General features: G+C 70.3%; 16 protein-coding genes. 14 read left to right on the top strand and 2 right to left on the bottom strand.

Going from position 1 to position 19,632, the window contains the following annotated elements:
• The first annotated feature begins 373 nt into the window (after nucleotides 1-373).
• The 10 genes from V8J39_RS20920 to V8J39_RS20875 all read left to right on the top strand — a co-directional run bounded on the left by V8J39_RS20920 (nucleotide 374) and on the right by V8J39_RS20875 (nucleotide 13,175).
• On the top strand, nucleotides 374-1,525 hold the full coding sequence (locus V8J39_RS20920) for an NAD(P)H-dependent glycerol-3-phosphate dehydrogenase (RefSeq protein ID WP_336462915.1): 1,152 nt from the start codon (nucleotides 374-376) through the stop codon (nucleotides 1,523-1,525).
• On the top strand, nucleotides 1,522-2,337 hold the full coding sequence (locus tag V8J39_RS20915) for an HAD family hydrolase (RefSeq protein WP_336462914.1): 816 nt from the start codon (nucleotides 1,522-1,524) through the stop codon (nucleotides 2,335-2,337). Before V8J39_RS20920 ends, V8J39_RS20915 begins: the two co-directional genes overlap by 4 nt.
• The gene (ggpS, locus tag V8J39_RS20910; protein ID WP_336462913.1) at nucleotides 2,334-3,854 is read left to right on the top strand and encodes a glucosylglycerol-phosphate synthase; all 1,521 of its coding nucleotides are present in this window, start codon (nucleotides 2,334-2,336) and stop codon (nucleotides 3,852-3,854) included. The genes V8J39_RS20915 and ggpS overlap by 4 nt, the downstream gene beginning before the upstream one ends.
• A gap of 170 nt (nucleotides 3,855-4,024) precedes the next feature.
• The gene (locus V8J39_RS20905; RefSeq protein WP_336462912.1) at nucleotides 4,025-5,029 is read left to right on the top strand and encodes a TAXI family TRAP transporter solute-binding subunit; all 1,005 of its coding nucleotides are present in this window, start codon (nucleotides 4,025-4,027) and stop codon (nucleotides 5,027-5,029) included.
• Nucleotides 5,030-5,111: 82 nt separating this feature from the next.
• Nucleotides 5,112-7,187 (top strand): TRAP transporter permease, encoded by a 2,076-nt coding sequence (locus V8J39_RS20900; RefSeq protein ID WP_336462911.1) that lies wholly within the window; start codon nucleotides 5,112-5,114, stop codon nucleotides 7,185-7,187.
• A 187-nt stretch (nucleotides 7,188-7,374) separates the two neighbouring features.
• The gene (locus V8J39_RS20895; protein ID WP_336462910.1) at nucleotides 7,375-8,376 is read left to right on the top strand and encodes a BMP family protein; all 1,002 of its coding nucleotides are present in this window, start codon (nucleotides 7,375-7,377) and stop codon (nucleotides 8,374-8,376) included.
• The gene (locus V8J39_RS20890) at nucleotides 8,376-9,905 is read left to right on the top strand and encodes an ABC transporter ATP-binding protein (protein WP_336462909.1); all 1,530 of its coding nucleotides are present in this window, start codon (nucleotides 8,376-8,378) and stop codon (nucleotides 9,903-9,905) included. Before V8J39_RS20895 ends, V8J39_RS20890 begins: the two co-directional genes overlap by 1 nt.
• On the top strand, nucleotides 9,895-10,944 hold the full coding sequence (locus V8J39_RS20885) for an ABC transporter permease (protein WP_336462908.1): 1,050 nt from the start codon (nucleotides 9,895-9,897) through the stop codon (nucleotides 10,942-10,944). Before V8J39_RS20890 ends, V8J39_RS20885 begins: the two co-directional genes overlap by 11 nt.
• On the top strand, nucleotides 10,941-11,879 hold the full coding sequence (locus V8J39_RS20880; protein WP_336462907.1) for an ABC transporter permease: 939 nt from the start codon (nucleotides 10,941-10,943) through the stop codon (nucleotides 11,877-11,879). The genes V8J39_RS20885 and V8J39_RS20880 overlap by 4 nt, the downstream gene beginning before the upstream one ends.
• A gap of 12 nt (nucleotides 11,880-11,891) precedes the next feature.
• Nucleotides 11,892-13,175 carry an amidohydrolase family protein gene (locus tag V8J39_RS20875; RefSeq protein WP_336462906.1) on the top strand — a complete coding sequence of 428 codons (1,284 nt, stop codon included), beginning with the start codon at nucleotides 11,892-11,894 and terminating at the stop codon, nucleotides 13,173-13,175.
• A 16-nt stretch (nucleotides 13,176-13,191) separates the two neighbouring features.
• On the opposite strand, the gene nanR is transcribed toward V8J39_RS20875, so the two are convergent.
• A complete protein-coding gene (nanR, locus tag V8J39_RS20870) occupies nucleotides 13,192-13,944 on the bottom strand; it encodes a transcriptional regulator NanR (RefSeq protein ID WP_336462905.1) in 753 nt (250 codons plus the stop codon).
• Between the two features lie 281 nt (nucleotides 13,945-14,225).
• Between nanR and V8J39_RS20865 the strand changes: the two genes are divergently transcribed.
• The gene (locus V8J39_RS20865) at nucleotides 14,226-15,014 is read left to right on the top strand and encodes an IclR family transcriptional regulator (protein ID WP_336462904.1); all 789 of its coding nucleotides are present in this window, start codon (nucleotides 14,226-14,228) and stop codon (nucleotides 15,012-15,014) included.
• 51 nt (nucleotides 15,015-15,065) lie between these two features.
• On the opposite strand, the gene V8J39_RS20860 is transcribed toward V8J39_RS20865, so the two are convergent.
• Nucleotides 15,066-16,211: a Do family serine endopeptidase gene (locus tag V8J39_RS20860; protein ID WP_336462903.1), complete on the bottom strand. Its 1,146-nt coding sequence runs from the start codon at nucleotides 16,209-16,211 to the stop codon at nucleotides 15,066-15,068.
• A gap of 296 nt (nucleotides 16,212-16,507) precedes the next feature.
• On the opposite strand from V8J39_RS20860, the gene V8J39_RS20855 reads away from it, so the two are divergent.
• The 3 genes from V8J39_RS20855 (at nucleotide 16,508) to V8J39_RS20845 (ending at nucleotide 19,200) form a co-directional block, all read left to right on the top strand.
• Complete coding sequence (locus V8J39_RS20855) at nucleotides 16,508-17,179, top strand: response regulator transcription factor (protein ID WP_336462902.1); 672 nt, start codon at nucleotides 16,508-16,510, stop codon at nucleotides 17,177-17,179.
• Nucleotides 17,176-18,555, top strand: a complete 1,380-nt coding sequence (locus tag V8J39_RS20850) for a sensor histidine kinase (RefSeq protein WP_336462901.1) — start codon at nucleotides 17,176-17,178, stop codon at nucleotides 18,553-18,555. Before V8J39_RS20855 ends, V8J39_RS20850 begins: the two co-directional genes overlap by 4 nt.
• 69 nt (nucleotides 18,556-18,624) lie before the next feature.
• Nucleotides 18,625-19,200 (top strand): dual specificity protein phosphatase family protein, encoded by a 576-nt coding sequence (locus tag V8J39_RS20845; protein WP_336462900.1) that lies wholly within the window; start codon nucleotides 18,625-18,627, stop codon nucleotides 19,198-19,200.
• Nucleotides 19,201-19,632 lie beyond the last annotated feature (432 nt).

Below are 19,632 nucleotides of genomic sequence, written 5' to 3'. Positions count from 1 at the left end.
CATGGCAGCCGCAGGCTGTCATTCCGTGCCCGCAGGCACCGCTGCGGTTGTTGCGGGATCGAAAACAGCGGCCCGGGGCGCGACCGCCGCGGGCGAAGGCCCGGAATTGCCGATTGGCAATTCGCGCAACACCCCGGGATAAAACGCATAATTCGCGAAACGTCACCGGTGCGGGGGCGGGCTTTTCGGCGGGAACTTTTCCCCTGATCCCGGCGTCTTGTGGGTGTCCCGTTCCCCTCTGGCGGGGCTTTAGCTGGCCATGAGCGGATAATCGCCCTATTATACCGTGCAGATGCAGAAACCAGACGACAGCCAACCGACCGTCGCCGGGCTTGATCGGCCCTCATCGAAACCCGACCAGGGAGAGCGCGCGGTGACCCAGCCGCCCGACCCACCCGGCGCGGAGATCCCCGTCCCCCGCGACGGTGCGCCACGACCTTACAGCGCCATCGCCGTGATCGGCGGCGGCTCGTGGGGCACGGCGCTTGCCACCGTGGCCGCCCGCGCCGGCCGCGACACGCGGCTGTGGCTGCGCGACGCGGCGCTGGCCGACGAGATCAACCGCGACCACGTCAATTCGCGCTACCTGCCCGGCATCGCGCTGCCCGAGCGGCTGGTGGCGATGACCGACATGGCCGCGGCGCTGAAGGGCGCCGAGGCGGTGCTGCTGGTCACGCCCTCGACCACGATCCGCGACATGGCCGAGAAGATCGCCGCGCTGTCGCCGCGCGGGATCCCGATCTTCGTCTGCGCCAAGGGGATCGAGAAGGGCTCGGGCCTGCTGATGTCCGACGTGGCCAGCCAGATGGCGCCGGAGCGCCCGGTCGGCACCGTCACCGGCCCGACCTTCGCGACCGAGACCGCCGCCGGCCATCCGACCGCGGTCACCGTCGCCTGCACCTCGGACGTGCGCACCCCGCCGGGGCAGCGCGCCGCGGCGCGGATGGCGCTGTCGCTGACCACCGACAGCTTCCGGCCCTATGTCTCGGACGACATGCCGGGGGTCGAGGTCGGCGGCGCGGTGAAGAACGTGATCGCCATCGCCTGCGGCATCCTTGCCGGGGCGGGCTTCGGCGAGAACAGCCGCGCGGCGCTGATCACCCGCGGTCTCGACGAGATGAAGGAGCTGGCGGTGCGCCTGGGCGGCCGGCGCGAGACGGTCACCGGCCTTGGCGGGCTTGGCGACCTGATGCTGACTTGTTCGTCGCAGCAGTCGCGCAACTTCTACTACGGGTTCCAGCGCGGGCAGGGCGTCGCCGATGCCGATGTCTTCGACGGCAAGCCCGTGGTGGTCGAGGGCCGGCACAATGCCGTCACCGTCACCGACCTGGCGCGGCGGCTGAACCTGCACATGCCGATCTCGGAGATGGTGCGCGCCATCGTCGCCGAGGATGCGCCCATCGGCGAAGCCTTCGCCGCCTACTGGGCCTCGCCCATCCGCGCCGAGCGGCGCGGGCTGGAACTGGAATTCGCGCACCCGGCCGTCGAGGCCGTGACGCGCCGCTTCGAGGATATGACCGGATGACCCTGCTTGCCGAACACGAGATCGACACCGCGACGCTGGTGTCGGACCGAAGCGCCTGGAAATTCGTGCTGGCGACGGATCTCGACGGCACCTTCCTTGGCGGGACCGACGAGATGCGCCAGAGCCTCTACGACTGGATCGAGGCGCGGCGCGGCGAGGTCGGGCTGATCTTCGTCACCGGCCGCGATCCCGGCTTCATCGCCGAGCTGTGCGGCACCGGGAAGGCGCCCTGGCCCGACTATGTCGTGGGCGATGTCGGCACCACCATCGCCGGCGTCGACCGCAAGGCCGGGGGCCTTGCGCCGATCGCGGCGCTCGAGGGGCACATCCGCGAGGCCTGGGGCGATCGCGGCGACTGGATCCGCGGCGTGCTGAAGGATGCGCCGGGCCTGTCGGAACAGCAGACGCCGTTCCGCCACCGGGTGTCCTATCACTGGGACCCGGTCGCCTATGACCCGGCCTCGGTCGCCGAGCTTGAGGCCGCGGGGCTCGACATCCTGATCTCGCACGGCTGCTACCTGGACGTGCTGCCGGGCGGCGTCAGCAAGGGCCCGTCGCTGCTGCGGCTGCTGGGCCAGCTGTCGATCCCGAAGGACCGGGTGCTGGTCGCGGGCGACACGCTCAACGACCTGTCGATGTTCCAGACCGGCCTGCACGGCGCCGTCGTCGGCGAGAGCGAGGCGGGCCTGCTCGAGGCCACGCGCGGCCTGCCGCTCGCCCGGCACTGCGACCTGCCCGGCACCGGCGGCATCGCCGAGGCGATCCGGGCCTTCGGACTGCATCCCACGCCCCCGGCAGAGGTGACAGCATGAGCCGCCAGAAATCCGATCTCGTCGTCGTCTACCACCGCCAGCCCTACGAGGAGCACGTCCGCGAGGACGGCACCGTCGAGCTGCGCGAGAACCGCAGCCCGAACGGCGTCGTGCCGACGCTGAAGGGCGTGATGGGCAAGATGGGCAACGGCGCCTGGGTGGCGTGGAAACATGCCGAGGACCCGTCGAACCCCGAGTTCGAGCGGGTGATCGACATCGAGGACAGCTATGGCAGCTACAAGGTCAGCCGCCTGCCGCTGACCCCGGCGCAGGTGTCGAGCTTCTATCACGTCACCTCCAAGGAGGCGTTCTGGCCGATCCTTCACGGCTTCAAGGAACGCTACAACTACGACCCGGTCGACTGGCCGACCTTCCGCGAGGTGAACTGGGCCTTTGCCGAGGCCGCCGCCAACATCGTCTCGGACGAAGGGGTGGTGTGGATCCACGACTACAACCTGTGGCTGGTGCCGGGCTATCTGCGCCAGCTGAAGCCGCAGGCGAAGATCGCCTTCTTCCACCACACGCCCTTCCCCTCGGCCGACATGTTCAACGTGCTGCCCTGGCGCGAAGAGATCATCCGCTCGCTTCTGGCCTGCGATTCCGTGGGCTTCCACATCCCGCGCTATGCGCAGAACTTCACGAGCGTCGCGCATTCGCTGACCTCGGCGCGCACGGTGCAGGATCACCGCACCGAAGAGAACATGACCCCGCGCGGCGCGGCGCTGTCGGAACGCTTCACCCCCGACACGATGATCTACAAGGGCCGCAAGGTGCATGTGGAGACCAACCCCGTCGGCGTGAACTACGACTATCTCGAAGAGCTGTCCGAGGGCGAGGAGGTCGCCGAGAAGGTGCAGGCGATCCGCGACTGGATGGGCGACGGGCAGCTGGTGCTGTCGGTCAGCCGCACCGACTACACCAAGGGCAACATCGAGCAGCTCGAGGCCTTCGAGCGGCTGCTGATCCGCCGCCCCGAACTGAAGGGGCAGGTGCGGCTGATGCTGGTGTCGGTCGGCGCGAACCGCAACATGACCGCCTACGAGGAGGTGCAGACCAAGATCGAGGAGCTGACCGGCCGGATCAACGGCACGCACGGCACCTTCGAATGGCAGCCTGTGTCGCTGATCTCGACCGCGATCCCGCTGGCGGAACTGGTCAGCTACTACCGCGCGGCCGATGTCTGTTCGATCACGCCGCTCGCGGACGGCCTGAACTTGGTCGCGGCCGAGTATTGCGTGGCCAAGGGGCACGAGAAGGACGGCGCGCTGATCCTGTCGGAATTCGCCGGCTGCGCGGTGCTGCTGAACGGCGCGATCCCGGTGAACCCGTTCAGCCACGCCTCGATGGACCGCGCGCTGGATCAGGCGCTGGCGATGTCGCCCGAGGAGAAGCGGGCGCGGATGAAGGAGCTGCGGACCTCGGCCAAGCGGTGGAACATCACCCAGTGGCGCGAGGCGACCACCGGGCTGTTCACCACCCTGCGCGAAGAGCCGGCGGTGGAAGAGACCATCACCTGATCCCGCCCTCTCCAGGCGGCGGCACCTTTGCCGCTGCGCGGGGCGGGCGGTCCCGTTGACTTCGGGGCATTGGTTAACGGACTTGCGCGCGGCGGAGTGTCGCGCGTAACGTTTCCGTTATGTACAAGCAAAAGCTTGGCCAAGACTTTGCCCTAGGGGGAGACATGGGAATGACCTACGCCAAAGCCTTTACCGGCGCGGCGCTCGCGCTCGGCCTGATCGCGACGGCTGCCTCGGCGCAGCAGATGAGCTTCTTCCGCATCGGCACCGGCGGCACGGCCGGCACCTACTATCCGATCGGCGGCCTGATCGCGAACGCGATCTCGAATCCGCCGGGCTCGCGCGCCTGCGACGCGGGCGGCTCGTGCGGGGTGCCCGGGCTCGTCGCCTCGGCGCTGGCCTCGAACGGGTCGGTCGCCAACGTGAACGCCATCGCCGGCGGCACGCTGGAATCGGCCTTCGCCCAGTCCGACGTCGCCAGCTGGGCCTATAACGGCACCGGCATCTGGGAGGGCAAGCCCGCTGTCGAGAGCCTGCGCGCGATCGCCAACCTCTATCCGGAATCGATCCACCTCGTGGCCTCGGCCGCGTCGGGGGTGAAATCGGTGGCCGACCTGAAGGGCAAGCGCGTCTCGATCGACGAGCCGGGCTCGGGCACGCTGGTCGACGCGAAGATCATCCTGGAAGGCTACGGCCTGTCGGAAAGCGACATCACGGTCGAGAACCTCAAGCCCGACCAGGCCGCCGACCGGATGCGCGACGGCGCGATGGACGCGTTCTTCTTCGTCGGCGGCTATCCCGCGGGCGCGATCGCCGAGCTGGCGAGCCAGCACGAGATCACGCTGGTGCCGATCAGCTGCACCGAGGCGCCGACGATCTGCGAGAACTACACCTTCTTCGCCGAGGACACCGTCCCGGGCGGCACCTACGACAACGTCGCCGAGGACACGCCGACGCTGGCGGTGGGCGCGCAGTGGATCACCTCGGCCGACCAGCCCGAGGAGCTGATCTACGAGATCACCAAGGCGATGTGGAACGACTCGACGCGCAAGCTGCTCGACTCGGGCCATGCCAAGGGCAAGGCGATCACCAAGGAGAACGCGGTGAAGGGCCTTGGCATCCCGCTGCATCCGGGCGCCGAGAAGTTCTACAAGGAAGCCGGCCTGATCAAGTGATCGGCCGCGGCTGACGATCTGCGGCGCGGGGGTCTTCATGCCCCCGCGCCCTTCTTGCATCCGAAGGACGGAGAGCGGGCCGATGGCGACGCATGACCACCGCGCGGCGGGCGATGACGAGATCCGCAGCCTGTCGGCCGAGGAGCTGCAGGCGCTGGAGGAGAAGTTCGACCCCGAGCTTCGGTTCCGCACGCTCGCGTTTCCGCTGAGCCTGCTGGCGGCGCTGATCCTGTTCGGCCTGTCGTGCTATCACTACTACACCGCCGGCTTCGGCATCCCGCAGGCGGTGGTGCACCGCGGCGGGCACCTGGCGGCGACGCTGGCGCTGACCTTCCTCAGCTTCTCGGCCTTCGGCCGGCGCGAGGTCGCGCCCTCGGCGCTGGCGCCCTTCGGGCTGCCGCTGATCGACTGGGTCTTCGCGATCGCGGGCACGGTGGCCGCGTTCTACGTGCCGTGGATCTATGACGATCTCGCGTTCCGGGTCGGCAACCCGCTGCCGATCGACGTGATCATGGGCACGGTGCTGATCGTGGTGCTGCTCGAGGCGGTGCGCCGCTCGATGGGCTGGCCGCTGCCGGTGATCGCCTGCCTGTTCATCGCCTATGCCTGGTTCGGCCGCTCGATGCCCGGCATCCTCGTGCATCCGGGGGCGAGCTGGTCGGGGATCGTCAACCACCTGTATCTCACCTCGCAGGGGATCTACGGCACCGCGCTGGGGGTGATCGCGACCTATGTCTTCCACTTCGTGCTGTTCGGGGTGATGGCGCAGCGCATCGGGCTGGGGCAGCTGTTTATCGACGTCGCCTCGGCGCTGGCCGGGCGCTATGCGGGCGGGCCCGCCAAGGTCTCGGTCGTGTCGTCGGCGATGCTGGGCTCGATCTCGGGCTCGTCGATCGCGAACACGGTGACGACGGGGGCGCTGACGATCCCGGCGATGATCCGCATCGGCTATCCGCGCCACTTCGCCGCCGCGGTCGAGGCCGCGGCCTCGACCGGGGGCCAGATCACGCCGCCGGTGATGGGCGCGGTCGCCTTCCTGATGATCGAATACCTGGGCGTGCCGCTGACCACGATCCTGACCGCGGCGCTGGTGCCCGCGTTCATGCACTTCTTCGGCGTCCTCGTGCAGGTGCATCTCGAGGCGCGGCGGCTGGGCCTGCGCGGCCTGAGCCGGGACGAGCTGCCGAATGCCTGGAAGGTGCTGAGGGAAGGCTGGCTGTCCACGATCCCGCTGATCCTGCTGGTGGCGATCCTGCTGTCGGGGCGCACGCCCTTTGCCGCCGCCTTCTGGGCGATCACCTCGTGCATCGCGGTGCTGGTGATCCAGCAGGTGATGGCGAACGGGGTGGCCAAGGGCGTGGCCGAGGCCGCGCGCGGCGTCTGGGAAGGCTTCATCCTGGGCGCCAAGCAGTCGCTGTCGGTGACCGCCGCCGCGGCGCTGGTCGGCGTGGTCATCGGCGTCGTCACCCTGACCGGCGTCGGCTTCAAGATCGCCTACATGGTCACGAGCGTCGCCGCCGGCTGGGCCGAGGGGCTGTCGGGCGCGCTGGCCTTCCTGCCGTTCGAGGTGATGAGCGTGGCGACGATGACGCTGCTGTTCACGCTGATCCTGACGGCGGTCGTGTGCATCCTGATGGGCTGCGGCATCCCGACCACGGCGAATTACATCATCATGGTCGCCGTCGCGGCGCCGGTGCTGGGAATGCTGAACGTCCAGCCGATCGTCGCGCATTTCTTCGTGTTCTACTACGGCGTGCTGGCCGACATCACGCCGCCGGTCGCGATGGCGGCCTATGCCGCCGCCGGCATCGCGGGCGCCAATGCCTTCAAGGCCGGCAACACCGCCTTCCGGCTGGGCATGGGCAAGGTGCTGGTCCCGTTCGTCTTCGCCTTCCAGCCCGCGCTGCTGCTGGTGACCGACGGCTTCACCTGGGGGGCCTTCGCGCTTGCGCTGTTCGGGGCGGTGGCCGGGGTCTGGGTGCTGGCCGCGGCCGTCACCGGCTGGCTGTTCGCGCCGCTGCGGTCGTGGGAGCGGCTGCTGCTCGCGCTGGCCGCGCTGCTGCTGATCGCGCCCGAGCTGACGGTGACGGTGATCGGCCTCGTGCTGATCGCGCCGGTCGCGGCGCGCCAGCTGATGGCCCGCCCCGCCGCGGCATGATTGCCGCCGTGTGACCGGCGCAGTGTGACCGCCGAAGCCTGACCGCGGTGGCGCGGTTCCGCTCTGCCTGAACTATGGGCAGACGACCCGCGCCGGCCCGGTCCGGCGCGGGTTTTTCTTTCCAAACGGTCAAATTTTTGGACACTGGCGGAAAACCATAGCCATACGAACGAACGGGGAGACTGCCATGACCATCCGACTGACCCGCCGCCACCTGCTGGCCAGCGGCGCCGCCGCCTCGACCCTGGCGCTGGGGCTGCCCCTGCGGGCGCAGGCCGCGCCGATCAAGGTCGCGGGGATCTACACCGTTCCGGTCGAGCAGCAGTGGGTGAGCCGCATCCACCTGGCCGCCGTCGCCGCGCAGGAGGCCGGCGAGATCGAGTACACCTATACCGAGAACGTCTCGAACACCGATTACCCGCGGGTGATGCGCGAATATGCCGAGGGCGGCACCCAGCTGATCCTGGGCGAGGTCTTCGGCGTCGAGCAGGAGGCGCGCGAGGTGGCGATGGACTATCCCGACACCGCCTTCCTCGTCGGGTCGTCGTTCAAGCCCGACGGCAGCCTTGAGAACTTCGGCGTCTTCGACAACTACATCCAGGATGCCAGCTACCTGACCGGCATCGTCGCGGGCGCGATGTCGAAGACCGGCAACATCGGCATGGTCGGCGGCTTCCCGATCCCCGAGGTCAACCGGCTGATGCATGCCTTCATGGCCGGCGTGAAGGAGACGCGTCCCGACGCCACCTTCCAGATCAGCTTCATCGGGTCGTGGTTCGATCCGCCCAAGGCCAAGGAGACCGCGATCGCGATGGTCGAGGGCGGCGCGGACGTGCTTTATGCCGAGCGCTTCGGCGTGTCGGACGCGGCGATGGAGAAGGGCGTGCTGGCGATCGGCAACGTGATCGACACCCAGGCCGACTATCCCCAGACCGTCGTCGCCTCGGCGCTGTGGGACTTCGGGCCGACGCTGGCGGCGGCGCTGGCGAAGGTCAAGGCGGGGGACTTCGCCTCGGACGACTACGGGATCTATTCCTTCATGAAGGAGGGCGGCGCCTCGCTCGCCCCGTTCGGCACCTTCGAGGGCAAGATCCCGGCCGCGGCGCTGGAGCTGATCGCGGCGAAGCAGGCCGCGATCATGGACGGCAGCTTCGAGGTCGAGATCGACGACAGCGAACCCTCGGCCTGATGACGCTGCCCGCGCAGAGATGGCCCGCGCTGAGACTGACCGGGATCACCAAGCGTTTCGGCGCGGCGCTGGCCAATGACGGCATCTCGCTGTCGGTCCAGCCCGGCGAGGTGGTGGCGCTGCTGGGCGAGAACGGCGCGGGCAAGACCACGCTGATGAACATCCTGTTCGGCCATTACACGGCCGATGCGGGCACGATCGAGGTGGCGGGCCGCGCGCTGCCGCCGGGCCAGCCGCGGGCGGCGCTGGCGGCGGGCGTGGGCATGGTGCACCAGCATTTCACGCTGGCCGAGAACCTGACGGTGCTGGACAACCTGCTGCTGGGGACGCGGCCGCTGTGGCGCCCCGGCGCGGGCCGCACGGCGGCGCGGGCGCGGATCACGGCGCTGTCGCGCGACTTCGGCCTGGCGGTGGACCCCGGCGCGCGGGTGGCCGAGCTGTCGGTGGGCGAGCGGCAGCGGGTCGAGATCCTCAAGGCGCTCTACCGGCAGGCGCGGGTGCTGATCCTGGACGAGCCGACCGCGGTGCTGACCCCGCAGGAGGCCGAGGCGCTGTTTGCCACGCTGCGCCGGGCGGTGGCGCAGGGGCTTGCGGTGATCTTCATCTCGCACAAGCTGCACGAGGTGATGGCGATCGCGGACCGGGTGGTGGTGCTGCGCCACGGCCGCGTCGCGGGCGAGGCGCGGATCGCGATGACCGACCCGGCGCGGCTGGCCGCGATGATGGTCGGCGCCGAGGTCGCGGCCCCCGCCGTCGCCCCCGCGCGCGAGGGGGGCGTGGCGATGCGCCTGTCGGGCGTGTCGACCGCCGGGTTCCGGCCCGACCTGCGCGCGCTGTCGCTGGATCTGGTCGCGGGGCGGATCACCGGGCTGGCCGGGGTGTCGGGCAACGGGCAGGGGGCGCTTGCGGCGCTGGTGGCGGGGCTTGCGCGCCCGGCCGCGGGCCGGATCGAGATCGCGGGCGGCGCCGTCGCCGACTGGTCGCCGCGCGCGGCGGTCGGGCACGGCATCGCGCGCATCCCCGAGGACCGCCACCACGACGGCACGATCGGCGATTTCACCCTGGCCGAGAACGCGGTGCTGGAGCGCCTGCGCGACCGCCGCTTTTCGCGCCGCGGCTGGATCGACCGGGCGGCGGTGCGCGCCCATGCCGAGGCGCTGATCCGCGGCTATGACATCCGCTGCCCCGGCCCCGAGGCGCGGATCCGGCTTCTGTCGGGGGGCAACATGCAAAAGCTGATCCTGGGCCGCGTGCTCGAGGAAGATCCGGCGATCATCCTGGCGAACCAGCCGGTGCGCGGGCTGGACATCGGGGCGGTGGGCTTCGTGCAGGACCGGCTGCTGGCGGCGCGGGCGCGCGGGGCGGCGGTCCTGCTGATCTCGGAGGATCTCGAAGAGGTGATGGCGCTGGCGGACGTGGTCCACGTGATCTCGCAGGGGCGGCTGTCGCCCGGGTTCGCGCGCGGCAGCATGACCGCGGCGGGGCTGGGGCTGTGGATGGCGGGGCAGGGGTTCGACGATGCGGCTTGAACCGATCGCCGCGCCGACGCTGGCGCGCCGCCTGCTGCCGCCGGTCGTCGCGCTGGGCTGCGTCGCGGTCTTCGGCGGCGCGCTCGCGGCGCTGGCGGGGGCCGATCCGCTGGCGATCTTCGGCCTGATCGTGACCGGCGCGGCCGGGTCGAAATTCGCCGCGCTCGAGACGCTGAACCGCGCGACGCCGCTGATCTTCACCGGGCTTGCGGTGGCGGTCGCGTTCCGCGCGCGGCTGTGGAACATCGGCGCCGAGGCGCAGCTTTACGCCGGCGCGCTGATGGCCGTGGTGCTGGGCAGCGGCGCGCTGCCCTGGCCGGGCTATGCGCTGATCCCGGCGATGCTGGCCGCCGCGATGGCCGCGGGCGCGCTGATGCTGATCGGGCCGGCGGTGCTGAAGCTGCGCTTTGGCGTCGACGAGGTCGTGACCACGCTTCTGCTGAACTTCGTCATGCTGCTGTTCGTCTCGATGCTGCTCGAGGGGCCGCTGAAGGACCCGATGGGCATGGGCTGGCCGCGATCCCCCGCGATCCTGCGCGAGGCGCGGCTGCCGCGCATCGTCACCGGCCTGCGACTGCACTGGGGCTTTGGCCTTGCGCTGATCGCCGCGGTCGCGGTCTGGGTGATCGACCGGCGCACCGTCGCCGGGTTCGAGATGCGCGCCGTCGGCGCGGGCGAGGCCGCGGCGCGCTTCGCCGGGATCCGGGTGCCGCGGGTGGTGATCGCCACCGCGGCGCTGTCGGGCGCGCTCGCCGCGCTTGCGGGGCTGTCCGAGGTCGCGGGGCTGCGCGGCGCGCTGACGATGGATCTGAGCCCGGGCTATGGCTACACCGGCATCGTCGTGGCGATGCTCGCGGGGCTCAACCCGCTGGGGGTGGTGGCGGCGGCGCTGTTCGTCGCCGCGATCTCGGTCGGGGCGGACAGCATGAGCCGCGCGGCGGGGGTGCCCACCTACATCGCCGACATGCTGCTGGCGGCGGCGCTGCTGGCGATGGTGCTGGCGCTGATGCTGACGCGCTACAGGGTGCGGCGGGCATGATCGACATCCTTCTGTCCGTCAGCTTCTGGGTCGCGATGGTGCGCATCGCCTCGCCGCTGATCTTCGCCACGCTGGGCGAGCTTCTGTGCGAACGCGCCGGCGTGCTGAACCTGGGGATCGAGGGGATCATGGTCGCGGGCGCCTTCGCGGGCTGGTACGCGGCCTATGCCGGGCTGGGCCTGTGGCCCGCCGTCGCGGTGGCCTTCGCGACGGGCATGGCCTTCGGCGCGCTGCACGCGGGCCTGACCGTGGCCTTCGGCCTGTCGCAGCACGTGGTCGGCATCGGCATCACGCTTCTGGCCACCTCGGCCAGCTATTACGCCTATCGCCTCGCGCTGCCCGAGGTCACCTCGCCGCCGCGGATCGAGGCCTTCGCGACCTGGCCGGTGCCGGGGCTGTCGGCGATCCCGCTGATCGGCCCGGCGCTGTTCGACCAGACGCCGCTGACCTACCTTGCCTACGGGGTCGCGGTCGCGCTGGCGCTGGTGCTGGCGCGCACGCCGCTGGGGCTGGCGATCCGCGCGGTGGGCGAGAACCCGGCCGCGGTCGAGGCGCAGGGCCTGTCGGTTTCGGGGCTGCGCACGCTTGCGGTGGTGGCGGGGTCGGGGCTGATGGCGGTGGGGGGCAGTTTCCTGACGCTGTCGGCGTTCAATTCCTTCTTCTTCGAGATGGTGAACGGGCGCGGCTGGATCTGCATCGCGCTGGTGGTGTTCGGCGGCTGGCGGCCGGGCAAGGCGGTGGCGGGGGCGTTCCTGTTCGCGGCCTTCGACGCGTTGCAGATCCGGCTGCAGCAGACGCCGATGGGGGCGGCGGTGCCCTACCAGCTGTTCCTGATGCTGCCCTACCTGCTGTCGATCGCGGCGCTGATCGCGATGTCGCGCCGCGCCGCGGTGCCGGCCGCGCTGATGCTGCCCTTCCGCAAGGGCGAGAGATGAGGACGTTCTGAGATGGCCGAGTTCGATCTGATCGTGACGGGCGGCACGCTGCCCGACGGCCGCGTGGCCGACATCGCCATCCGCGGCGACCGCATCGTCGCGGTCGGGGCGCTGCCCGAGGGCGCCATCGCCGGCGAGGTGATCGACGCGACCGGCGATCTGGTCAGCCCGCCCTTCGTCGATCCGCATTTCCACATGGACGCCACGCTGAGCTATGGCCTGCCGCGGGTGAACGCCAGCGGCACGCTTCTCGAGGGCATCGCGCTGTGGGGCGAGCTGAAGCGGATCGTCACCGTCGAGGAGATGGTCGAGCGGGGCCTGCAGTATTGCGACTGGGCGGCCTCGATGGGGCTGCTGGCGATCCGCAGCCATGTCGACACCTGCGACGACCGGCTTCTGGGCGTGCAGGCGATGCTCGAGCTGCGCGAGAAGGTGAAGGGCTACATCGACCTGCAGCTGGTGGCCTTCCCGCAGGACGGCTTCCTGCGCGACCCGACCGCGCGGGCCAACACGATCCGCGCTCTGGACATGGGCGTCGAGGTGGTGGGCGGCATCCCGCATTTCGAACGCACGATGGCCGACGGCGCGGCCTCGCTGGCCGAGCTGTGCCGGATCGCGGCCGAGCGCGGCCTGATGGTCGACATCCATTGCGACGAGACCGACGACCCGATGAGCCGCCACATCGAGACGCTGGCGGACGAGACCATCCGCCACGGGCTGCAGGGCAGGGTGGCGGGCAGCCACCTGACCTCGATGCATTCGATGGACAACTACTATGTCTCGAAGCTGTTGCCCCTGATCGCCGAGGCCGGGATCTCGGCCATCCCGAACCCGTTGATCAACATCATGCTGCAGGGCCGGCACGACAGCTTCCCCAAGCGCCGCGGCCTGACGCGGGTGCGCGAGATGCAGGCCGCGGGCATCCGCGTGGGCTGGGGGCAGGACTGCGTGCTGGACCCGTGGTATTCGCTGGGCACGGCCGACATGCTGGACGTGGCCTTCATGGGGCTGCATGTCGCGCAGATGTCGCACCCGGCCGAGATGGCGCGCTGCTTCGAGATGGTGACCGAAACCAACGCGGCGATCCTCGGGCTGGACGGCTACGGGATCGCGGCGGGCAAGACGGCCTCGCTGGTGGTGCTGGATGCGAAGGACCCGGTCGATGCGCTGCGGCTGCGCCCGGCGCGGCTGGCGGTGGTGTCGAAGGGCCGGGTGATCGCGCGCAGCCCGCGCGCCGATGCCACGCTCGCGATCCCGGGCCGGCCGGGTACCGTGCGGCGGCGCAGCCCGCGCTAGCGGGCCCCGCGCCGGGTCAGAGCGACTTGATGTAGACCGCGTTCGAGCGGTCGATGTGATCGCCCATCGCGAAGCAGGCGTTGTGGCCGTCGCCGGCCTCGATGAAATCGACGATGCGGTGATGCTCGCCCATCGTCACCACCTCCTGCCCCGACCAGTGCAGCAGCCCCTCGTGGTAGCGGAAGATCCAACGCAGCATGGTCTGGCTGATCGCGGCGAACAGCGGGTTGCCGGTCATCATCGCGATCCGGCTGTGGAAGCGGATGTCGGCGGCGATGAAGGCCTTGGCGTCGCGCATCATCTCGGCCTGATCGGCGAGGATGGCGCGCAGCTCGGCGATGTCCTCGGGCGTGGTCCGCTGCGCGGCGGCCTGCACCATGCCGCATTCGAACATCCGGCGCGCTTCCTTCAGGTGGCCAAGCTGCTGCGGTTCGGCCAGCAGCATCAGCTGCGCGACCGCGTCGATGCGCTGCAGCACGCTGCCCACCGTCAGCACGTTGACCCGGCTGCGCTCGCCATGGGCGATGGTGATCAGGCCCATGGTCTGCAGCTGCTGCAACGCCTCGCGCACCGCGGGGCGGCCTACGCCGAACCGCTCCATCAGTTCGCGTTCCGAGGGCAGGTTGTCCCCCGGGGCAAGCTGGCCGCTCTCGATCATCTCCTGAAGTCGGTCCAGGACACCGTCGGAGAGCTTGCGCCGCACGATGCGCTGTCGGCCCGTCGCGTCGGTCTCCGGAGGGATCGGCGGGGGCAGGGAACGCGCGCGCATGATACAAATCTCCTAAGCAGGGTAGGAAATATTGGTTTGAGAGCGCTTCCGCAACTGTGCGCTGTGCCCGTGGTACGGAATATTTACCAGTGTGGCGCGACTGTCGCTGCGGTTGCACGCATTGGCGCGGCGGTTCCGTCGCGGGGGCCCGAAACTTTTCCCGCCGCACTGGCGCCGCCGCGGAATTCCCGCCGCAGAATTCCTGCGGGGGCGTCGGGGCGCGGCTTTCCCGTGCCCGGCAGGGCCGCTAGGCTTTCCACGATGTGGAAGCGGGGGCGGGAATGGTTCAGGCGGTGGATCGGGCGCTGGCGCTGATCGAGCATCTGGCCGAGGCCGAGGAGGGCGCGCGGCTGTCGGACGCGGCGCGGGCGGTGGGGCTGGCGCCCTCGACCGCGCACCGGCTGCTGACGACGATGGAGCAGCGCGGCTTCGTGCAGTTCGCCGCCGCGACGGGGCGGTGGTATGTCGGCCGGCGGGCCTTCGCGGTCGGCGCGGCCTTTTCGCGGCGCGAGAACCTGGTGGCGCCGGCGCTGCCGATCCTGCGCCGGCTGCGCGACGCCACGCGCGAGACGGCGAACCTGGGCGTGATCGAGGACGGGGTGGTGCGCACCGTGGCGCAGGTGGAAAGCCGCGAGATCATGCGCGCGATCGCCAGCCCGGGCGGGCGCACGCCGGTCGGCTGCTCGGGCATGGGCAAGGCGATCGTCGCGGCCTGGCCCGATGCCGCGATCGAGGCGCTGGTGGCGCGCCACGGGCTGGCGCCGAAGACGCCGCGCAGCCTGACGACACCGGCGGCGCTGATGGCCGAGATCGCGCGGGTGCGCGCGCAGGGCTATGCGGTGGATGACGAGGAATTCGTGGCCGGGATGCGCTGCGTCGCGGCCGTGGTGCGCGACGCGGGCGGCGAGCCGGTCTGCGCGGTGTCGATCTCGGGCCTGGCGGCGCGGGTGACGCAGGCTTCGGTGCCCGAGCTGGCGCAGGTCGTGCGCCGCGCGGCCGAGGCGCTGACCGAGGCGCTGGCCGGGCGCGCCGACGGACAGCAAAAGGGGCCGGCCACTCCCCACGGGTGACCGGCCCCCCTCGCGCGCTCCGAGGTACAGGCGGAGGCGTCTTGCGCGACCTCAGGCGTCTTTCGAGTGCGAAAGGTCACCGATGGTGACGTCGAGATCACGGTTCTCGCCGTGGCGCAGCACGGTCAGCTTCTCGGTCGTGCCGGGCTTGGTGTCGGCCACGGCGCGGGTCAGGTCGTGCACGGTGTCGATCTTGGTCTTGCCGATGTTGAGAAGGATGTCGCCGTTCTGCAGGCCCGCCTTGTCGGCCGGGCTGCCCGGGACGACCGCGGCGACCACCGCGCCCTTCTCGTTGTCATAGCCCAGCACCTGCGCGACCTCGTCGCTCATCGGGCGGATCTGCACGCCGAGCCAGCCGCGGCTGATCTCGCCGCCGTTCTCGAGCTGGCCGACCACGTTCTGCACGAGGTCCGAGGGCACGGCGAAGCCGATGCCGACCGAGCCGCCGTCGGGCGAGAAGATCGCGGTGTTGACGCCGATCACCTGGCCCTGCTCGTTGAACAGCGGCCCGCCCGAGTTGCCGCGGTTGATGGCGGCGTCGGTCTGGATGTAGTCGTCATAGGGCCCGGCCTGGATGTCGCGCGACTTGGCCGAGATGATCCCCGAGGTCACCGTGCCGCCCAGCCCGAAGGGCGAGCCGACCGCCAGCACCGCGTCGCCGACCCGCATCGTGTCGCTGTTGCCGAAGTTCACCGCCGGCAGGTCGACATCGGCGCTGATCTTGATCACGGCCACGTCCGTCATCGGGTCGGTGCCGATCACCTTGGCGTCGAAGCTGCGGCCGTCCGACAGCTTGACCTTCACCGTCTCGGCGCCGTCGACGACGTGGTTGTTGGTGACGATCGTGCCGTCCTTGTTGATGATGAAGCCCGAGCCGACGCCCATCACCGGCTTCGAGTTGCCCTCCATCGCGCCCGGGGGGATGCCCGGCATGCCGAAGCGGCGCTGCAGCTCCTGCATCATCTGCATCTGCTCTTTCTGCTGGTCCGACATCTCGGGCTGCTTCTCGGTCACCTCGATGTAGACGACCGAGGGGGCGAGCTTCTCGACGAGATCGGCATAACCGCCGGCGGGCACGGCGAGGGCGGGCGAGGCCGTCATCATCGCGGCGCCGCTCGCGCCCACGGCCGCGGTGATCGCGAGCCCGGCAAGCGCGGAGCGGGAGGCCTTGGAGCGGGTGATGGTGCGAATGGACATGAGATCCTCCGGTGTGACTGTCTGGTGCCGTGGTCCGTGGCCGGGGTCGTCCCGTCGCCGTCTCGGCATGGTGGTCAATCTGGGCCGCCGGTTTCGCCGCTGCCTGTCGTCGCGATTACATCTGTGTAATCGGGCCGGGCCGGGGGGTTACGGTTCTGTAATCTGCGCGTCAGGCCGGCGAGAGGGCGGCGCGCCAGACCGGCGGGGACACTCGCCATCGGCGCGGGTTTCGCCTAACTGGAGGAAGGGCCATGCCCGACGCTGCCACCCCGACCCGGACACCCGCGGGAGACGACATGAAGATACTCGTGCTCGAGGACGACCGCACCACCGGCGACTACATCGTCGACGGGCTCGCGCGCGAGGGGCATTCCGTCGATTTGCTGACCGAGGGGCGCGAGGGGCTGATCCGCGCCACCACCGCCGATTACGACGTGATGGTGGTCGACCGGATGCTGCCCGGGCTTGACGGTCTGTCGGTGGTGCGCACGCTGCGCGCCTCGGGCAACCTGACGCCGGTCCTGTTCCTGACCTCGCTCGGCGGGGTCGACGACCGGATCGAGGGGCTGAACGCGGGCGCCGACGACTACCTGACCAAGCCCTTCGCCTTCGGCGAGCTGTCGGCGCGGCTGTCGGCGCTGGCGCGGCGGCCGCAGATGAAGGCCGAGGAGACGGTGCTGGCGGCGGGCGACCTGAAGATGGACTTGATCCGGCGCCGGGTGACGCGGGCGGGGCAGGAGATCGACCTGCTGCCGCGGGAATTCGCGCTGCTGGAACACCTGCTGCGCCGCAAGGGCCGGGTGCAGACCCGCACCATGCTGCTCGAGGCGGTGTGGGACCTGAACTTCGATCCGCAGACCAACGTGGTGGAAACCCATGTCAGCCGGCTGCGCGCCAAGGTCGACCGGCCCTTCGATCGCGAGCTGATCGAGACCGTGCGCGGCGCCGGCTACCGGATCGCGGAATGAGCCGCCGGCCGGCGCGGGGGCTGTGGCTGTCGACGCCGGTGCGGCTGGCGGGCGGGCTGGTGGCGCTGTTCACGCTGGCCAGCATGGGCACGCTGGGCGCGTCCTATGTCGTCACCCGCGCCGCGCTGGCCGAAGGGCTGCGCGACGACCTGCGCAGCGCGGTCGCGGGCTATGCCGCGGCGCCGACCCCCGGCGCGATCGGCGAGCTGGTCGCGGCCGAGGCCGAGGCGACCGATGCCCGGCGCCGGATCATCAGCTACCTTGCCCCGGATGGCCGGCGCTATGGCAACGGCTATCTCGCGCCGGGCGAGGAGGGGTTCCGGCTTTATCCGCTCGAGGATCTGCAGCTGCAGAACCACCTGCCGTATCTCGCGCTGACCGCGCGGCTGCGGGGCGGGCTTCTGACCGTCGCCGCAAGCCAGAGCCAGATCGAGGACCTGGGCCGCGCCTATGTCACGCTGCTGCTGGTCAGCCTGCTGCCCAGCGTGGTGATCGCGATGGCCGGCGGCGTCTGGATCGCGCGGCGCACGGGGCGGCGGATCGACGGGCTGGGCCGGGTGCTTGACCGCATCGCCGCCGGCGATCTGGCCGCGCGGGTGCCCGAGACGGCGCGGCGTGGCGACGACCTGACCGTGATCGGCGAGCGCATCAACGACATGGCCGCCGCGCGCGAGGCCGCGACCGAGGCGCTGCGCCAGGTCTCGGCCGACATCGCCCATGATCTGAAGACGCCGATCCAGCGGGTGTCGGTCCTGCTCGAGCGGCTGCGCGACCTGCCCGAGCTGCCGCCGGCGGCCGAGGATCTGGCCGGGCGCGCCGTGGCCGAGACCGAGGGCATCGCCGCGACCTTCCAGGCGCTGCTGCAGATCGCGCAGATCGAGGGTGGCTCGCCCCGGGCGCGGTTCGGCGCGGTCGACCTGACGGCGGTGACCGAGACCCTGGCCGAGGTCTATACCCCCGCGGCCGAGGACAGCGGCCATCTGCTGCGCACCGATCTTGCGCCGGGGCCGCTGCTGGTGACCGGCGACCGCGCGCTTCTGGGGCAGGTGCTGGCGAACCTGATCGAGAACGCGCTGCGCCACACCCCCGCCGGCTGCGAGATCCGCGTGCGACTGCAGCGCGAGGCGGGGGCGGTGGTGCTCGAGGTCAGCGACGACGGCCCCGGGATCCCGGCCGAGGAGCATGGCCGCGTGCTGCGCCGGCTCTACCGGCTGGAGCGCAGCCGCACCACGCCGGGCAGCGGCCTGGGGCTGAGCCTTGTCGCCGTGATCGCCGACCTGCACGGCGCCGACCTGCAGCTGGGCGACGCCGCGCCGGGCCTGCGGGTGCGGCTGCGATTCCCCGCGGAATCTTCGGCGCTGGCCGGAAAAGGCTAACCGATTCGAATCGGATCGGCTAAGCATTGCCCGGGGGGCAGCGATGCGGCGTTTGGGAGGACGGACCTCATGCGCGGACGGGGATGGCGGCGGACATGGCGCGGCGGCGCGCTGGTCGGGGCGGCTTTGCTGTCGGTGGGGCTGTATCTGGGCTGGCTGCAGCTGACCGGGAACATCCATGCCGTCGTGCAGGGCGAGGTCTACCGCTCGGCCCAGCCCGATGGCGAGACGCTGGAACGGCTGGTCCGGCTTTACGGCATCCGCAGCGTCGTGAACCTGCGCGGTGCGGAATCCCACGCCGACTGGTACCGCGACGAGATCGCGACGGCGGCGCGGCTTGGCCTCGAGCATGTCGACTACCGCATGAAGGCCGATCGCGACGTCCCGCCCGAGGAGGCGCAGCGCATCATCGCCCTGCTGCGCGACCTGCCGAAGCCGCTGCTGATCCACTGCAAGTCCGGCTCGGACCGCACCGGGCTCGTCTCGGCGCTGTATCTGGCGGGGGTCACCGGCGCCGACGAGGACAGCGCCGAGGACCAGCTGTCGATCTACTATGGCCATATCGGCGTGCCGGTCCTGTCGGCGGCCTGGCCGATGGATCGCAGCTGGGAGGCGGTCGAACACCTGTTCGGCTTCGACTCCTGACCGCCGCCTGATCCGGGACTGCGACCGCGAGAGGACCCGCGCAGGTTGCCGCGGGGGCAGCGAAAGTTTTTCGACGAATCCTCTTGCGCCCCCCGGCCGACATCCGTAGATACCGCCTCACCGAAGCGGACAACACTGCAACGGGGCGCTGGACGGGTCGCAAGACACTGAAGACGCTAAGAAAAATTCGAAGACGGTTGGAGCGGGTGGCGCCAAGGGATTGGCGGTCCGGTTTGATTTTGTCTTCACGCTCTTTGACATTGATGGATGACTGAAGAGATATGTGGGCGGTTTGGTTCGTTTCGACGGACGAAGCTCTTACATATCGGCCTTCTAGCTGAAGCCTTTTGGTGGATGCGATGATGAAGGTGTCAGCTTCACTGTTTGGCGGGATTGCTTCGGCGGTTTCGACAAGCAGAGAACCGGTCAGAA

It is taken from the genome of Frigidibacter sp. MR17.24, from assembly GCF_037095655.1.
Classification (GTDB): domain Bacteria; phylum Pseudomonadota; class Alphaproteobacteria; order Rhodobacterales; family Rhodobacteraceae; genus Frigidibacter.
The sequence above is the reverse complement of the archived record's forward strand: the minus strand, read 5'-3'. Positions and strand labels throughout refer to the sequence as shown.

Bases quoted from the DNA above. Each gene is read 5' to 3' on its own strand.
- V8J39_RS20890 (WP_336462909.1), top strand. From the start codon at position 8,376: ATGACGCTGCCCGCGCAGAGATGGCCCGCGCTGAGACTGACCGGGATC.
- V8J39_RS20885 (WP_336462908.1), top strand. From the start codon at position 9,895: ATGCGGCTTGAACCGATCGCCGCGCCGACGCTGGCGCGCCGCCTGCTG.
- V8J39_RS20875 (WP_336462906.1), top strand. From the start codon at position 11,892: ATGGCCGAGTTCGATCTGATCGTGACGGGCGGCACGCTGCCCGACGGC.
- V8J39_RS20865 (WP_336462904.1), top strand. From the start codon at position 14,226: ATGGTTCAGGCGGTGGATCGGGCGCTGGCGCTGATCGAGCATCTGGCC.
- V8J39_RS20900 (WP_336462911.1), top strand. From the start codon at position 5,112: ATGGCGACGCATGACCACCGCGCGGCGGGCGATGACGAGATCCGCAGC.
- V8J39_RS20855 (WP_336462902.1), top strand. From the start codon at position 16,508: ATGAAGATACTCGTGCTCGAGGACGACCGCACCACCGGCGACTACATC.
- V8J39_RS20905 (WP_336462912.1), top strand. From the start codon at position 4,025: ATGACCTACGCCAAAGCCTTTACCGGCGCGGCGCTCGCGCTCGGCCTG.
- ggpS (WP_336462913.1), top strand. From the start codon at position 2,334: ATGAGCCGCCAGAAATCCGATCTCGTCGTCGTCTACCACCGCCAGCCC.
- V8J39_RS20895 (WP_336462910.1), top strand. From the start codon at position 7,375: ATGACCATCCGACTGACCCGCCGCCACCTGCTGGCCAGCGGCGCCGCC.
- V8J39_RS20880 (WP_336462907.1), top strand. From the start codon at position 10,941: ATGATCGACATCCTTCTGTCCGTCAGCTTCTGGGTCGCGATGGTGCGC.
- nanR (WP_336462905.1), bottom strand. From the start codon at position 13,944: ATGCGCGCGCGTTCCCTGCCCCCGCCGATCCCTCCGGAGACCGACGCG.
- V8J39_RS20850 (WP_336462901.1), top strand. From the start codon at position 17,176: ATGAGCCGCCGGCCGGCGCGGGGGCTGTGGCTGTCGACGCCGGTGCGG.
- V8J39_RS20845 (WP_336462900.1), top strand. From the start codon at position 18,625: ATGCGCGGACGGGGATGGCGGCGGACATGGCGCGGCGGCGCGCTGGTC.
- V8J39_RS20915 (WP_336462914.1), top strand. From the start codon at position 1,522: ATGACCCTGCTTGCCGAACACGAGATCGACACCGCGACGCTGGTGTCG.
- V8J39_RS20860 (WP_336462903.1), bottom strand. From the start codon at position 16,211: ATGTCCATTCGCACCATCACCCGCTCCAAGGCCTCCCGCTCCGCGCTT.